Genomic DNA, 16,067 nt, shown 5'->3' with positions numbered 1-16,067 from the left:
AAATATCCTATTTCTCCTCATTCAAAGCAAGTTCGAGTGTTTTCCAAGGAAGCAAGAAGCACTTTACGCGCATCGGGTAGTTCTTCACATCGTAAAAATTCACGATAGGTCCAAGTACGTTCTCGTCGAATTCTTTGCCGAGCATCATATTCTCTGCGTTTTTCATTATTTCGATTGCCTCTTGTTTTGTCTTTCCTATGAGTTGTTCAATCATGACATTTGTCGAAGCTTGGCTTATTGCACATCCATGCCCTTCGAACTTTACATCGACTATTTTATCTCCATTGAACAAAAAGTACAATTTTACTTCATCGCCGCAAGATAGGTTCTTACCTTCCTCAATCTTATGCGCATTTTCTATCTTTCCATGGAACTTCTTGAGTTTTGAGTAATCCATGATGAATTCTGAATATATCATTCAAACCACCTCTTCACATTTTTTAGTCCTTCAATCAAAACATCAATATCTTCCTTCGTGTTGTAGAAATACACGCTTGCCCTTACCGTAGAATTTGGAAAGTCAATTTTTGACCCTTTTCTAAGCACGCTCATCAACGGTTGTGTACAATGATGTCCGCTCCTTGTTGCAACGCCAAAGTTTTCATCGAGGATATGTGCAACATCGTGTGGATGCACGCCAGCTACATTAAATGATACCAAAGACTTGTGCGAATTATCAATCGGTCCATATATTTCCACGAAATCGAGTTTCATGAGCTCGGAGAGTATGTAAGACGACAGCTCTTCAATATGCCTTTCTATCTTTTCAAAACCGAGATTTTCGAGGTAGTCTAAAGTATAGCCAAGTCCAACAGCTCCAGCTATATGCTGAGTACCAGCTTCGAATTTGTAAGGCAGGACATTGAATGACACGTCATCAAAGGTTACTTTATCAATCATCTCTCCGCCATAAAAGAAAGGTTCAAGCCTTTCAAGGAGCTCCTTCTTACCATAGAGCACACCAATACCGGTTGGAGCGATCATCTTGTGCCCTGAAAAAACGAGAAAGTCTATGTTCAACTTTTTAACATCGATTTTCTTGTGCGGGACTAACTGTGCCCCGTCTATTATTAAAATCGAATCGTTAAAAGTTTCCCTGATGAGTTCCAGAGGCATCTGTTGACCTGTTACGTTCGACTGGCCTGTGATAGATACGATTTTCGGCTTGTGCTTCTTTGCCTCTCGTATAGCTTCGGTTGTTATTACCCCTTTCTCGTCAGCTTCGATATATTCAACCTTGAAGCCATAGAATTTCGAAAGCCTGACCCAAGGAACGAGATTTGCGTGGTGCTCAACTTGTGAAAGTAATACAGTATCGCCAGAGCTTAACAATCCACTTTTAACAAGAGAATTCACCAAAAAATTAATTCCCATAGTTGTCCCGCTTGTGAAGATGACTTCAGTGCTTTCTGCATTCAGAAACTTGGCAACCTTTTCTCGAGCGTTTTCGTATTCGACGGTAGCTTCGCTTGCCAGTGTGTGGACAGCTCTGTGGATATTTGAATAGTGGTAAAGGTAAAAATCCGCCATCTTCTCGATGACGGATTTACTTTTCAAAGTACTTGCTGCATTATCAAGATAAACTAATCTCTTTCCATTTATTTCTCTGCTCAATGAAGGAAAATCAGACAATATTTTACAAAAATCTTCATCTGACCACACTGTTGAGTGCATTCTCAACAACCCCTTCCAGATTGTAAGCTGTTAGTTCTTCTTTTAGTGTTTCAAATACACCCCTAACTATCAAATTCTGCGCATCTTTCATAGGTATTCCTCTTGTCATCAAGTAAAACACCATACTTTCGTCTATTGGTGAACTGCTTGCAGCGTGTGAAGCTACGACGTCGTTTTCGTCGACCATAAGGCTCGGTATTGCATCGACTTTTGCCTTTTCAGAAATAAGAGTTGCGTGGTTGCTTTGGTGTGCTTCAACTTCCTTTGCACCGCTGAGTATGTCCATTATGCCTCTGAATACGACCTTTGATTCCTCAGCCAAGACACCTTTCGCATCTACATTGCCGTAACTGTTCGGTTTGTAAAATCTCATTAGATAGAGAATATCAATGACCGTCTTTGTGCTCCCAAGATAGTAAGGTTTCACATCTGCGTAAGAATTCTCGCCGTTCAACCTGACACCGAAGTATCCAGCATTTATTTTACCACCAAAATAGAAATCTTTCACTATCAATTTTGAGTTATCTTCAACATCTATGAAAACGTTCGAGACGATCAATTCTCCATTCGATGGTCCAATGTACAAGTTATATAGATTTACTTCTGTTCCTTCTCTGATTTTAATCCTTAAATTGCCTATATGGAACGGATTTTGTACGAGTCTAACGAGTTCTAATTTTCCTTTTCTGACATCGATTAAAGTGTTATCGTACTGGCTAATGTCGTTTATGATAAGCTTGGTGTCTTCTTCGACTACAATGTAATCTCCGCTTGAAGAGAAAACATCTGCAAGAAGAACAAATTTCCTATCGCTACCTTCGAAATCCATACTCTCGAGCAATTCAAGAGCTTCTTCGTCTATTGTCTCAAGTCCCTTATAAGGAAGAATATTTGGAAGTGTAAGATTCTTTAAGCCAGTTCTCTTCCATACAGGAAACTTGTATGTCAGATATTCAGATAGCCTTTTTATTCTCCATTCGTCCAAGAGGTTGTTCCCGCTCGGTTTAAAATCATCGACAGGATAATCAGCAATGTCCATCGTCTTCCTTTGAGGCACTATTGCTCTGAGATTCTGATGACTCAACCTTAATGTCTTTTCTATTCTTTCAACTTTCTCCATTATCTTCACCATCCTTATGATCCATCAGCCTATGGACGATTCTATTTCCATATCGACGAGCCTATTCAACTCGATTGCATATTCAAATGGAAGTTCCTGCACGACTGGCTGTATGAATCCTTTTACAATGAGCCCCTTTGCCTCAAGCTCGCTCAATCCTCTGCTCATCAGGTAGAATATCTGCTCGTCTTTTATCCTGCCGATCTTCGCTTCGTGCCCTACATCTGAGTCGGTGTTGTGTATCTCGATTATTGGTACTGTATCGCTCTTAGACTTATTATCTATCATTAAACCTGTACAGCTGACGCTCGCTTTTGAGTGCTTTGCGTTCTCCATGATCTTTAACAGTCCTCGGTAGAAAGACCATCCACCGCCGATGCTTATGCTCCTTGCATCAACTGTAGAGCGGGTGTTCTTACCTATGTGTATAACCTTTGAGCCAGTATCTATATGCTGACCCGGTCCTGCGAACGATATAGACACGTTCTCAGAGACAGAATTGTCACCTTTGAGTATCGTTGCTGGATAGACCATCGTTTTGTAACTTCCAAACGAACCTGACACCCAGGTCATTACGGCATCATCTTCAGCTATCGCTCTCTTAATCTCCAAATTGAACATATTCTTGCTCCAGTTTTGCATCGTCAGGTATTTGAGCTTTGCGCCCTTTTTGACGTACACTTCAACTGTTCCGACGTGCAGGTTCACAACATCGTACTTTGGAGCAGTACAACCTTCGATGTAAGTTACCTCGCTACCTTCGTCGGCTATTATTACGGTATGTTCGAATTGTCCACCGCCGGGATTTCCAAAAAGGAAGTATGACTGCAGCGGTAGAGGAACTTTCACGCCCTTCGGAACGTACAAGAACGTTCCACCGCTCCACAGAGCACCGTGCAGTGCAGCGTATTTGTTATCCGTTGGTGGAACAAGCTTCATGAAATACTCTTTCAGAAGATCAGGATACTCTTTAACCGCTGTTTCTATATCTATGAATATTACTCCGAGCTTTTTCAGCTCTTCTTTTATGTTCTTGTATATCATTTCGGAATCGAACTGAGCGCCGACGCCAGCTAAGTACTTGCGTTCTGCTTCTGGAATTCCCAGTTTATCGAACGCTTGTTTGATTTCTTCAGGAACTTCCTCCCACGTCGTTGTCTTATTGGCATTCGGTTTAACGTACGGAACTATTTTTGAAAGATCGAGTTCGTCTCTTGTAACGCCCCAGTCCGGTTCGTGCCACTTTTCGAATATATCGAATGATTTAAGCCTGTGTTCTAACATCCAGCTTGGCTCATTTTTAGCCTCGGATATTTCATACACCAACTTCTTGTTGAGCCCTGCAGGAAGTCTCAACGCTGCGGGTACATTGACTTTCAGCTCGAAATTCTCTTTTCTCTTTAATTCGTACAGAAGTTCATGGAGGTCACTCATATTTTCGCCCCCTCATTATGCATTTTGCGAAGAGCCGTTGACTATTGCATAGCCAGTCTCTTCAACTTCATAAGCTAACGACTTGTCGCCCGTGAGAGCAACCTTACCGTCGACGTAAACGTGCACTTTATCAACGTCTAAGTAATTAAGAATCCTCGCGTAGTGGGTTATTATGAGCAGAGAAGTTCCCTCTTCTTTTAGCTTGTTAATCTGAGAAGCGACTATTCTCAACGCATCGACATCAAGTCCAGAATCTATTTCGTCCAATATTAAGAGCTTTGGTTTTAAGAACCTTGCTTGGAGAATTTCGCCCTTCTTCCTTTCCCCACCAGAAAATCCAAGATTTACGAACCTTTCAAGGAACTCAGAAGGAAGAGAAACATCGTTTAATATGGACTTCATCTCCTTATCGAGCTGGAAGAAAGTCTTATCTTCTCCGTGGAGTTTTCTGTAAGCTATGAGCAGGAGCTGGTCAAGTTTAACGCCCTCTATTTCGTATGGATTCTGGAATGTCATCATTATACCTCTCTGAGCGCGCTCGTCCGTTCTCAGCTCGAGTATTGATTCGCCCTCAAAAAATATGTCTCCAGAGACAACCTCATATTTCGGATTTCCCATTATCACATTTGCCAGAGTAGACTTTCCAGAACCGTTCGGTCCCATTATTGCGTGCACTTCACCGGGATTAATTTCAAGATTCACACCTTTGAGAATTACCTTATCCGATTCGCTCAACTTCGCCACTAAATCCTTTACTTGCAGAAGCATAAAAGCACCTCCGTATATTCAATTTTATTAGTTACTTAGGTTTTCCTAATTTATTATACCACACCATTCAGAGTTGTAAAGTAGATAACGTACAAATTTTGAATAGAAAGCAGAAAATGGTATAATATTGATATAGAAAAGACTACCTGATTTTAAGGAGGGGAAGGGTATGGAAAAGTCTTCAAAGTTCAACACGATGGTTCTTGTACTTATACCAGTTGCGGTGGGTATAAACTATGCGGGTAAGTTCTTTGCCGAATTGCTCAAGTTACCACTTTGGCTTGATTCGATAGGTACAGTTCTTGCGGCGATGCTTGCCGGTCCAGTTGTCGGCGGAATAAGCGGTGCTATCAACAACATAATATACGGCTTGACGATGGGACCCGTTTCCTTCATCTACGCGCTCACGAGCATAGGTATAGGTGTAGCAGCTGGTTTGCTCTATAAGGGCAAGATGTTTGAGAACGCTCTCAGGGCGCTCATAAGCGGTCTAATTATTGCACTCGTTGCGACGGTTATATCTGTTCCAATCAACGTGATATTCTGGGAAGGACAGACAGGCAATGTTTGGGGAGATGCACTCTTTGCGTTTCTGAGATCAAAGAATGTGGGTATATGGCCTGCTTCGTTCTTCGATGAGCTTGTTGTTGACCTTGTCGATAAGGTACTCACCGTCTACATAGCATTTGGAATATTCAAAGCGCTTCCGAAATCGTTGGTAAGCTCGTTCAGAGAAGAATAATCATAAACTTGGGGAGATTAAAAGTTGAAGGTACTGAGTCTTTATGTTGAAAATGATACGCCAGTTCATAAGCTTGCACCTTCCACGAAGCTCTGGTACGCTTTTTCATCAGTTATAATAGCATTCTTATTTAGTTCATTGTGGATAGGAGCAGTGCTCCTATCCATATCTTTATTACTATCTTTAGTAGCAAAGGTATTTCGACATATGTTAAAGCTAATCGGTGCTGTGCTTATCGTTTCTCTTACAATGCTCTTCATACAAGGCATGTACTATCAAGGCAATGAAACACTCGTTTTTTCGCTTTGGAAGTTTCATTTTTACAAAGAGGGTCTGATTCACGCTTTATTATTGATACTCAGGGTTTTCAACATGATAGTTTCGTTTGGAATATTGATTCTCACAACCAAACCTTCTGATTTGGTTACGGATCTTGTTCAAAACGGACTTTCACCGAGATTTGGATACGTCTTGTCTTCTGTTCTTCAAGTCATACCCCAGATGATTTCAACATCCTACACGATAATAGATGCGCAGAAATCAAGGGGACTCGATACAGAAGGTAGTGTTTTAAAAAAATTGAGAGCGTTCTTCGCACTCATAGGACCTCTCGTTTTGAGTTCGCTTGTGGAGGCACGTGAGAGGGCGGTAGCTATCGAACTGAGAGGCTTCAGCATTGAAGGGACAAGAACATTTGTAAACCCTGTTGTTGAGAGCCATGCTGATAGATGGATAAAAATGTTTACAAAGACATTGGTTATATTTGCAATTGCATGGAGGGGCTTGTTGTGGATAATCCAAAGATAGTTGTTGATAACTTGAGCTATCGCTATCCAACTGCGCAGAGGTTTGCCATAGAGAATATCTCGTTTAGCGTTTCAAAAGGTGAATTTGTTGGAGTCATCGGGCGAAATGGTTCTGGAAAATCGACATTATGCCTCTCTATATCAGGGCTCGCACCAAAGCTTTTCCGTGGTAAGCGCCTTGGTTCTGTTCTTATCGATGGTGTAGACGTGCTTGAAATGTCAAGGCGAGATGTTATTAAAAAGGTAGGTTTAGTGCTTCAAAATCCTTTTTCACAGATAAGTGGGGCAAAAATGACGGTGTTCGAAGAAGTTGCTTTCGGTCTTGAAAACCTTGGGATCGAGAGAGATGAGATGATTGAGAAAGTTGAAGCCATTTTGAAAAGAGTGGGGCTTTGGGAGAAAAAATTCGAAAATCCATTTGAACTCTCTGGCGGGCAATTGCAGAGGTTGGCAATAGCGAGTATGTTGGTGCTTGAGCCTGAAGTGATAATTTTGGACGAACCTACATCTCAACTCGACCCACAGGGAACTGTCGAAGTCTTCGAGATATTAACCGAGCTGAGAAAAAGCGGTTTCACAATCATTTTGGTTGAGCACAAATTGGAAAAACTCGTGGAATATGCAGACAGAATATTATTCTTAAATGATGGAAAATTAATAGCATACGATGAGCCGGAGAAGGTATTCTCAATGGAAGAGGTTGAGACTTATGGAGTAGGTATGCCAATTTACACGTCTTTTTGCAAAAAGCTGAATATTAGAAATCAAAGCGGATATTATCCGGTGAAGTTTGATGAAACCGTTCAACTGATAAGGTCGCTGAATGGTATAGCATAGACTTAGATTTCAAGAGGTGAACATTACGAGCAGTTTAGAATCTAAATTTGAAAAATCACTGATAACCGTTCAGAATCTGTACTTCACCTACAAAGATGAAGAGTATGTATTAAAAAATATATCCGTTGAAATCGACAGCAGGCCTACTGCAATCGTAGGGCAAAACGGAGCGGGTAAGACAACATTCGTCAAGCTTTTAAAAGGTCTTCTGACACCCTCTAAGGGCGATATTTTTGTCTGCGGTATGAACACAAAGGATAAGACAGTGGCAGAACTTTCAAAAGTCATAGGGCTCGTCTTCCAAAATCCATCAGACCAGATATTCAAAAGCAAAGTGATAGATGAAGTTATGTTTGGACCACTAAACATTTTAAAAGATAAGCAGGAGGCTTACAAAAAGTCTATCAAAGCTCTTGAAATTGTCGGGCTAAATGGCCGTGAGCATGACCATCCGTACGATTTGACACTATCTGAGAGAAAACTCCTCTGTCTTGCATCGGTGCTTGCTATGGAGCCAGACATTCTGATCTTAGACGAGCCAACGATCGCTCAGGATAGGTATTCTGTAAAGAGATTGGGTGAAATTATCCAAGAGCTTATAAAGAACGGAAAGAGTGTTATAACTATCACGCACGATATGGATTTTGTCCTTGAGAATTTTGAAAGAACAATAGTATTTAACGAAGGGATTATAGTCTCAGATGGTGAGACCGAGAAAGTATTGGGCGATGACGAAATAATCCAAAAGTCGCATCTTGAAACACCTTGGATAATAAGATTGAGCAGGGTTTTAGATAGAACACCGAGAAGTATTTTTGAAATTCTTGAGAGAGGTCAAGAAAATATATAAATCATCTAAGGGGGAGTTTTATGAACACTTTCGCTCTTATTTTCGTAGCCGTAATTGTAGTAAGAGCTGTTTGGGATATCTTGCTCGATTGGTTAAATCTCAGGTATACTTTAAGTCCAGCTTCGATTATTCCTGAAGTTTTGAAAGACAAATTGACAATGGAAGATTTTGCAAAGGCGAAGAGCTATTTAAAAGACAGGACCTACTTCGGAATTCTTAGCAAACTTGTGAGCCTTGCTGTTGATTTGGTTCTTATCTTGAAAATTTTCCCGCTGTTAGAGAATGTTGTATCAGCAAAAAGTTCAGTGATACTTCAAGCCATATTGTTCTTTGCTTTGTATTATTTGATCGAGAAAATTGTCGAATTGCCATTCAAGGTTTACTCAACTTTCGTGATAGAACAGAAATACGGATTCAACACCACTACGCCGAAACTATTCGCGAGAGATGAAATAATAAGCACATTGTTGGCAGCTGCAATAGGCTTTCCGATAATTGCTGTAATTATGATGGTTATCAAATATACGGTGTGGTGGTGGCAGCTATCACTATTCGCAATTCTTTTCATTTTATTCTTCTCTTTCATACAGCCCATACTTATAGCTCCGCTGTTCTATAAGTTCTCAAAACTTGAAGATGAAGAGCTTGAAGAGAAGATAAATCAGATACTCAATAGAGCAAAAATCAAAGTTCCAAATATCTTCAAAATGGATGCATCAAGAAGAACTAAGAAGCAAAATGCATATGTTACAGGCATAGGAAAATCGAGAAGACTTGTGTTGTTCGATACAATCCTGAGCTATTCGCATGACGAAATATTAGCAGTTGTAGCACATGAGCTCGGACATCATGTGAGAAGGCACTTGCCTAAGCTAATAATTCTCAACGCTTTATTCATAGCTTTCGTCTTATATCTCACAAACTGGACGTACAACTTTATAAACAGTGCCAAAATTTTTGGAGCATCACAACCATACACAAACTTTGCCTACGCTTTCATATTCATCTCTTCTTTGATGTTCTTCATTGAGCCTTTGGTTAACTTCTTCTCTCGAAAAATGGAGTACGAAGCGGATGAATATTCCGCAAAGCTCTTAGGAACATCCGAGCCTTTGATCTCATCTTTGAAAAGGCTTGTAAAAGAGAATCTGTCCAACCCGAACCCTATGCCTCTATACAAAGCATGGCATTACTCGCATCCGGCTCCAGAAGAGAGAATAAAACATCTTTTGGAGCTGAAAATTTGAAAAGGGGTAATGCGTGTGGCAAGAAGGAGAAAGCAAACCATATCTCTCGGAAGCTTAGTTACAGCGATAATTGTGCTGATTGTTCTTTTCTTACAGCAACAGGGTGAATTCAAAAAAGCAACAGTATTAGAAGTTATAGACGGAGATACAATCAAAGTCAGTATAGCCGGGGAAGAGTACAAAGTCCGGCTTATAGGTGTTAACACACCTGAAACGAAACACCCGGTGAAGAAAGTGGAATATTACGGTCCGGAAGCGAAGGCTTTTACAAAAAAGTTCTTAACGGGCAGAACTGTATATCTTGAATTTGATGTTGGAGAAAAGGATAGGTACGGAAGACTTCTTGCGTATGTCTGGCTCGAGAAACCGAAAGATAGAACAAATGAAGAAATTAGAAAGAAAATGTTCAATGCCATATTGTTGCTCGAAGGGTATGCGCAAGTAATGACAGTTCAACCTAATGTTAAATATGTGGATTATTTTATAGAATACCAACGCGAAGCGAGAGAAAATAACAAAGGATTGTGGGGGTATAACAAGAAGAGAAATAGCAAATAAAGTTGTTGAAAACATTATTCTATCAGTGCTTTGGAATCTGACATTTAAAACGGCCGAGAGCAGTAATATATGTTACATAGAGAATTTGGAACGTTCCACAATGATATGATATAATTTGAGTGTTCCACACTATACCGAGGGAGGGGTAGGATATGAAGAAACTTCTTGTTTTGCTTGTAGCTGTTCTTCTTGTTTCATCGCTTTACGCAGCTCTTGGATTCAAGATCGGAGTTGTTACGGGAACGGTTTCTCAAGGTGAAGATGAGTACCGCGGAGCTGAGGCTGTAGTTAAGAAGTACGGTAAAGAGATCATCCACGTGACATATCCAGACAAATTCATGCAAGAGCAAGAAACAACGATAGCAAGAATTGTGGAACTTGCGTACGACCCACAGGTAAAGGCTATCGTCATATGCCAAGGAGTACCAGGAACAACAGCGGCAATAAGAAGAGTTAAAGAAATGAGAAAAGATATTGTCTTTGTTGTCGGAGTGCCACACGAAGATCCAGGTGTCATCTCACCAGCAGCAGATGTGATTCTTGAGGTTGATACCCCAGGTCGTGGAAAGACGATAGTCGAGCTTGCAAAGAAGATGGGTGTCGAAACGATAATTCACTATTCTTTCCCAAGACACATGAGCTACAAACTCTTAGCTGAAAGAAGAGACATAATGGAAAAGACAGCTAAGGAAATGGGCATAAACTTCGTATTTGTTTCCGCTCCAGACCCACTTGGAGAACAGGGTTTAACAGGTGCACAACAATTCATTCTTGAAGACGTTCCAAGACAACTCGCAAAATACGGTCCAAAGACAGGTTTCTTCTCAACAAACTGCGGTATGCAAGAACCTCTCCAGAAAGCTATACTTAAACATGGCGGTTACTACCTCGAACCATGCTGTCCATCACCAACGCACGGATTCCCTGGAACTCTTGGTATATCCATTCCTGAAGACAAGAAAGGCGATATGACATACATATTGAAAGTAGTCAACCAAAAGATCGTTGAAATGGGCGGTGCAGGAAGATTTGCAACATGGCCAGTTCCAATGAACATGCTCTTTGTTGAAGCAGGCGTGGAAATTGCTAAGAACTTGGTCCAGAAGAAAGTCAGCCCAACAAACTTAAATGGTATAAAACTCATCGTTACAGAAGCCGCAAAGACAAAGTATCCAAAAGCAGCACTTGAGGCAAGAACACTCAGCCCATACAAGAACTACTACATGTTCATCCACAAGTCAGTAATATTTGGGGTTGACAAATTCTAATTCGGTGATCCATATTTAAACCTAAATAGGTGTCGGCATTTTGCCGACACCTTATATTAATAACCGTGCATTAGTTTAACCATTCCGAAGCGGGGAGGTAAGATACCGGATGAGTTATGTGCTTGAGATGAAGGGGATTTCTAAGTCTTATTACGGCAACCAAGTTCTTAAAAACGTTTCCATATCAGTTGGCGAAGGTGAAGTGCTCGGCTTAGTCGGCGAAAACGGTGCTGGTAAGTCGACATTGATGAATATCTTGTTCGGGATGCCTGTCATACATTCAACGGGTGGTTTCGAAGGGGAGATAATTTTCAACGGTCAGAAGGTGAACATCGATTCTCCCTTGAAAGCGATGGAACTTGGAATAGGTATGGTCCACCAGGAATTCATGCTCTTGCCCGGTTTTACAGTAACAGAGAATATCAAGCTCAACAGAGAGATAACAAAACCGAATTTTGTAAGCCAAATGTTCGGTAAAAGGTTAGAGACGTTAGATATGCCCACAATGAGGCAAGAAGCACGAAATGCTTTGGATACTATAAAAATGCACTCAATTGACGAACTTGAGCTAATAGCAAGACTTCCCGTTGCACACAAGCAGTTCGTTGAGATTGCTCGTGAAATCGATAAGAAAAGTTTGAAGCTACTCGTGCTTGATGAACCTACTGCTGTTTTGACTGAATCGGAAGCAGAAAACTTGTTGAATGTAATAAGGTTGCTTTCTGAGAAGGGAATCGCAATAATATTTATATCGCACCGATTACACGAAATTTTGGAGGTAGCGCACAGAATTGTTATACTGCGTGATGGTATGTTAGTAGCAGAAGGGAAGAAGGAAGAATTTACTATTTATCAAATTGCAGAAAAGATGGTTGGAAGGAAAATCGAGAACGTAGAACTTCCGCCAAGAAAAAAAGAAATAGATGAAAAAAATGTCATAATGTCAATAAAGCACCTGAAAGTCCATATGCCTGGTGAAGAAGTCCGCGACTTTTCAATAGATATTCGCGAAGGTGAGATACTTGGAATAGGTGGTCTCGCCGGTCAAGGTAAGCTTGGTGTTGCAAACGGAATATTTGGATTGTATCCAGCCGAAGGGGAAGTAACTTACAATGGGAAAGAGTTCCAGCTTAACTCCCCGTTGTATTCTTTGAGAAATGGAATAGTTTACGTTTCAGAAGACAGAAGGGGTGTAGGATTGCTCTTAGATGAATCTGTGGAGATGAACATAGTTGCGACGGCAATTTCTGCATTCAATATGTTCACAAAGAAGTTTCTCGGATTAACAATTTACGATAGAAAGGCTATTCGCGAACATGCTGTAAAACTCATTCATGAGCTTGACATACGCTGTAAAGGACCAACGCAACCTGTGAGGAGGTTGAGCGGTGGTAACCAGCAAAAAGTCTGTCTGGCAAGAGCATTCACCCTTAATCCGAAATTGCTCTTCGTTTCTGAGCCAACGCGCGGTATTGACGTTGGTGCGAAGAAACTCGTTTTGGATTACCTTGTCAAATTGAACCGCGAGCATGGAATTACAATAGTTCTCACATCGAGTGAATTAGCAGAGCTCAAATCGATATGTGACAGAATTGCCATCGTGGCAGAAGGAAAAGTTTCCGCTATCCTTCCACCAACAGCATCCGATGTTGAATTCGGTCTTGCAATGGCTGGAGAGGTAAAGGAGGTAAATGTAAAATGAGCGATACAAGAGCAAGTATTAAGAACATATTCACGAGCTTGAAAAAACTTGATTTGCCAATAATTGTTATCGTAATCTTCCTATTGTCCTTATTTGTTTTGGCTGGCATCACGAAGGTTTCTATATCATCGCTTTTAAACGACTCACTTGTGAGGATAGGAATGAATGGTGTATTAGTGCTCGCAATGTTGCCAACTATAAGAGCTGGAATAGGTCCGAATTTCGGTTTACCTGTTGGGATAATTGGTGGATTACTTGGTATGCTTATAGTGATGGAAAATCAAATAACAGGCCCAGCTGGGTTCTTCATAGCTATTGCAATTTCTATAGCGTTCAACTTAGGTTTTGGTTTGATATACGCATGGTTGCTCGATAAGGTTCGCGGTCAAGAGATGATGGTTGAGACGTATGTTGGATACTCAATAGTTGCGTTTATGTCAATCATGTGGTTAGTCCTACCATTTTCGAGCCCAGAGATGGTATGGGCTATAGGAGGAAAGGGTTTAAGGTATACGCTTACCCTGCAGAACTACTTTGACAAAGTTTTGAACAACTTCTGGCGCTTCAAAGTCTTTGGAGAATTCTACTTTCCAACCGGTTTGATACTCTTCTTTGCGTTTATGTGTTTTGTGGTATATCTATTTTTCAAAACAAAGTCCGGTCTTGGGATAGATTTGGTTGGTCAGAACGAACTTTACGCGATTAGTTCCGGTGTAAAACCGAAAAAGGCTCGGAGAAATGCTGTAATACTTTCAACAGTCTTAGCAGGTATAGGTATTATAGTTTACGCTCAGAGCTACGGATTTGTCCAGCTGTATCAAGCACCTCTATTCATGACATTTCCAGCAGTTGCCTCAATCCTTATAGGTGGAGCTTCTATAAGGCGTGCATCAATTACTAATGTTGTCTTAGGAACTATTGTCTTCCAAACACTGCTTACCGTTTCGCTTCCTGTACTCAGCCAAGTTACCAGAGGTGACATCACCGAGGTAATGAGGTTGATAGTGAGTAATGGTATGATACTCTACGCGCTGACAAGAGCTCCAAAGGAGGCGAACTGACATGGAAAAGAACGCAGGAAAAGTTGTAAAATCAATTTTAATAAGCAATATAGTTCCGATAGTCTTCTTCTTACTAACACTCGGTGCTGTGCTTGTCGCGAAAATTCCACCACTATTTTTACTTTCTGAGATAGCTAGACGACTCAGCAGAAACACATTCTTGGTCCTTGCGCTGATTATACCCGTCGTAGCTGGTCTTGGTCTCAACTTCGCAATCGTGCTCGGAGCGATGGCTGCGCAAGCTGCTATGTTCTTTGTCGTGGACTGGAACATCACGGGCCTAAAAGGTGTTCTCCTTTCAATGCTCATAGCAGGTGTTCTATCGGTATTCTTAGGTTGGCTCGTGGGTAAAACACTTAACAGAGCCAAGGGAAGAGAAATGATAACATCGATGATTCTCGGCTTTTTTGCAAATGGTGTTTACCAGCTCATATTCTTGTTCTTCATCGGCTCTCTGATTCCATTCTCAAAGACAGATATACTCCTTCCGCAAGGCGTTGGGTTGCGCAACACAGTTGATTTGTATGGTGTATTAGATGGGGCGCTTAACAACATATGGGTTGTTAACATCAAATTTATCAATTTCTACATGGTTCCACTGCTCATAGTCGTTGGTCTGTGTTTGTTTATAACATTCTTGCTAAAAACAAAGCTCGGTCAGGATTTCAAAGCAGTTGGACAGGACATGCACATTGCGAGGACATCTGGTATAGACGTTGATAAGACGCGTATAATAGCGGTAATCATTTCAACCGTATTAGCAGCTATCGGGCAGGTTATCTATCTTCAGGACATAGGAACGATAAACACGTACAACAGTCATGAGCAGATAGGACTGTTCTCAATTGCAGCGCTGTTAGTTGGCGGTGCTTCGGTGAGAAAAGCGAGCATATGGAACGCAATAATCGGTGTTATACTTTTCCACGCACTCTTCGTTGTCGCACCGAGCGCTGGAAACAAGCTCTTCGGTCAGCCTCAGATTGGAGAATTCTTCAGAGAATTCGTGGCATATGCAGTTATCGCATTCGCACTTGCAATGCACGGATGGAGGGCAAGGAAGGCAAAGCACTGATACGCACGCAAAGATTTATATCAGGGGGATGAAAATCCCCCTTTTTCTTTCAAAGCTATTTCAATGCTGTTATGTGCCAAGGAGGAGGAACTAACCATGAAAAATCTGTTTGAGACTTCCGATGGGACAAGAATTGAGTACGAATATACCGGGATAATAAATCAAGATACGCACTCAGAAATTCCGTTGGTGTTTTTAAATGGCATATTCATGCATTATGAGAGTTGGAAGATTTTGACTAAAGGTATGAACGAGAAAGTTCCGGTGCTTTTCCATAACTTTCGATGCCAGTGGGGTTCTGGATGCAACGATACAAAAAAGTGTTCTTTTGAAAGACACACTTTAGATTTAAAAGAACTTCTTGATTTTCTTGGAATAAAGAAAGCGAAGATTGTTGGCACTTCATATGGCGGGGAAGTAGGAATGCTATTTGGTTATATGTTCCCTGAGTACGTTGATTCAATGATGATAATAACCTCCACCGCTCGAACAGATTCTGTTATGGAAGTTAAGGCTCTCAGATGGAAAGATGGTGCTGCAAGCGAAGACCCCCAAATATTTGTGAGAAACTGGTTAACGGATGTGTACAGCGAAACGTACATAAGTTCATTTGAAAACTTAGCTAATATCATCTCATCAAGACTCCAAGGTTTCAACTACAGGGGCGCAGTTAGGCTACTCGAAGCTTTCTTTGAGCTGAACAAGTATGATTTGCTTGAAAAGGTGAGGGAATTTCAATTTTCCGTGCTCATAGTTTCGGCTGAATACGATGGCATAAAGCCAAAAAGATTCAGTGAGGAGATATATCAAAACATAAAGAAATCTTTGCACATAACGATTCCAAACTCAGGACATGCGGTGGTGGTTGAGAAACCAAGAGAGGTGGGATATCTAATAAGAACATTTGCAACTGGTGAGCTTTATTAGG

At 41.0% G+C, this 16,067-nt stretch carries 16 protein-coding genes; 11 read left to right on the top strand and 5 right to left on the bottom strand.

All coding sequences use genetic code 11. From position 1 onward, the window contains the following. Positions 1-7: 7 nt before the first annotated feature. Genes sufU through sufC form a run of 5 tightly spaced genes read right to left on the bottom strand, consistent with a single transcriptional unit; the run spans position 8 to position 4,996 of the window. The gene (gene sufU / locus IB67_RS03145) at positions 8-418 is read right to left on the bottom strand and encodes a Fe-S cluster assembly sulfur transfer protein SufU (protein ID WP_498875455.1); all 411 of its coding nucleotides are present in this window, start codon (positions 416-418) and stop codon (positions 8-10) included. Next, positions 415-1,674: a SufS family cysteine desulfurase gene (locus tag IB67_RS03140; RefSeq protein WP_498875454.1), complete on the bottom strand. Its 1,260-nt coding sequence runs from the start codon at positions 1,672-1,674 to the stop codon at positions 415-417. Before IB67_RS03140 ends, sufU begins: the two co-directional genes overlap by 4 nt. Then, positions 1,649-2,794: a SufD family Fe-S cluster assembly protein gene (locus IB67_RS03135; protein ID WP_178137753.1), complete on the bottom strand. Its 1,146-nt coding sequence runs from the start codon at positions 2,792-2,794 to the stop codon at positions 1,649-1,651. Before IB67_RS03135 ends, IB67_RS03140 begins: the two co-directional genes overlap by 26 nt. 24 nt (positions 2,795-2,818) lie before the next feature. After that, positions 2,819-4,228, bottom strand: coding sequence for a Fe-S cluster assembly protein SufB (sufB, locus tag IB67_RS03130; RefSeq protein WP_072759378.1), 1,410 nt, complete (start codon positions 4,226-4,228; stop codon positions 2,819-2,821). A 15-nt stretch (positions 4,229-4,243) separates the two neighbouring features. After that, positions 4,244-4,996, bottom strand: a complete 753-nt coding sequence (gene sufC / locus IB67_RS03125) for a Fe-S cluster assembly ATPase SufC (protein WP_072759380.1) — start codon at positions 4,994-4,996, stop codon at positions 4,244-4,246. Positions 4,997-5,165: 169 nt separating this feature from the next. On the opposite strand from sufC, the gene IB67_RS03120 reads away from it, so the two are divergent. From IB67_RS03120 to IB67_RS03070, 11 genes are all read left to right on the top strand, one after another. Further along, positions 5,166-5,738, top strand: coding sequence for an ECF transporter S component (locus IB67_RS03120; protein WP_072759383.1), 573 nt, complete (start codon positions 5,166-5,168; stop codon positions 5,736-5,738). A 24-nt stretch (positions 5,739-5,762) separates the two neighbouring features. Next, positions 5,763-6,545, top strand: a complete 783-nt coding sequence (locus IB67_RS03115; RefSeq protein WP_072759385.1) for an energy-coupling factor transporter transmembrane component T family protein — start codon at positions 5,763-5,765, stop codon at positions 6,543-6,545. Next, the gene (locus tag IB67_RS03110; RefSeq protein ID WP_245789563.1) at positions 6,527-7,381 is read left to right on the top strand and encodes an energy-coupling factor ABC transporter ATP-binding protein; all 855 of its coding nucleotides are present in this window, start codon (positions 6,527-6,529) and stop codon (positions 7,379-7,381) included. Before IB67_RS03115 ends, IB67_RS03110 begins: the two co-directional genes overlap by 19 nt. A 16-nt stretch (positions 7,382-7,397) precedes the next feature. After that, entirely contained in the window at positions 7,398-8,231 is an 834-nt protein-coding gene (locus IB67_RS03105; RefSeq protein ID WP_245789565.1) for an energy-coupling factor ABC transporter ATP-binding protein, read from the top strand. 20 nt (positions 8,232-8,251) lie between these two features. Continuing rightward, on the top strand, positions 8,252-9,478 hold the full coding sequence (locus IB67_RS03100; RefSeq protein ID WP_072759387.1) for a M48 family metallopeptidase: 1,227 nt from the start codon (positions 8,252-8,254) through the stop codon (positions 9,476-9,478). 15 nt (positions 9,479-9,493) lie between these two features. After that, complete coding sequence (locus IB67_RS03095; RefSeq protein ID WP_245789567.1) at positions 9,494-10,036, top strand: thermonuclease family protein; 543 nt, start codon at positions 9,494-9,496, stop codon at positions 10,034-10,036. A 152-nt stretch (positions 10,037-10,188) separates the two neighbouring features. Then, the gene (locus tag IB67_RS03090; protein WP_072759392.1) at positions 10,189-11,304 is read left to right on the top strand and encodes a DUF3798 domain-containing protein; all 1,116 of its coding nucleotides are present in this window, start codon (positions 10,189-10,191) and stop codon (positions 11,302-11,304) included. A 109-nt stretch (positions 11,305-11,413) separates the two neighbouring features. Continuing rightward, the gene (locus IB67_RS03085; protein ID WP_072759394.1) at positions 11,414-13,006 is read left to right on the top strand and encodes a sugar ABC transporter ATP-binding protein; all 1,593 of its coding nucleotides are present in this window, start codon (positions 11,414-11,416) and stop codon (positions 13,004-13,006) included. Beyond that, positions 13,003-14,067: an ABC transporter permease subunit gene (locus tag IB67_RS03080; protein WP_072759396.1), complete on the top strand. Its 1,065-nt coding sequence runs from the start codon at positions 13,003-13,005 to the stop codon at positions 14,065-14,067. Before IB67_RS03085 ends, IB67_RS03080 begins: the two co-directional genes overlap by 4 nt. Position 14,068: 1 nt before the next feature. After that, positions 14,069-15,139, top strand: coding sequence for an ABC transporter permease subunit (locus IB67_RS03075; RefSeq protein WP_072759398.1), 1,071 nt, complete (start codon positions 14,069-14,071; stop codon positions 15,137-15,139). Positions 15,140-15,235: 96 nt separating this feature from the next. Further along, positions 15,236-16,066, top strand: a complete 831-nt coding sequence (locus IB67_RS03070) for an alpha/beta fold hydrolase (protein WP_072759400.1) — start codon at positions 15,236-15,238, stop codon at positions 16,064-16,066. Position 16,067: the final 1 nt, after the last annotated feature.

The sequence above is a fragment of the Fervidobacterium riparium genome (assembly GCF_025370035.1).
GTDB classification, from domain to species: domain Bacteria; phylum Thermotogota; class Thermotogae; order Thermotogales; family Fervidobacteriaceae; genus Fervidobacterium; species Fervidobacterium gondwanense.
Note: the sequence above shows the minus strand (reverse complement) of the source record. Positions and strands in the feature narration are given on the sequence as shown.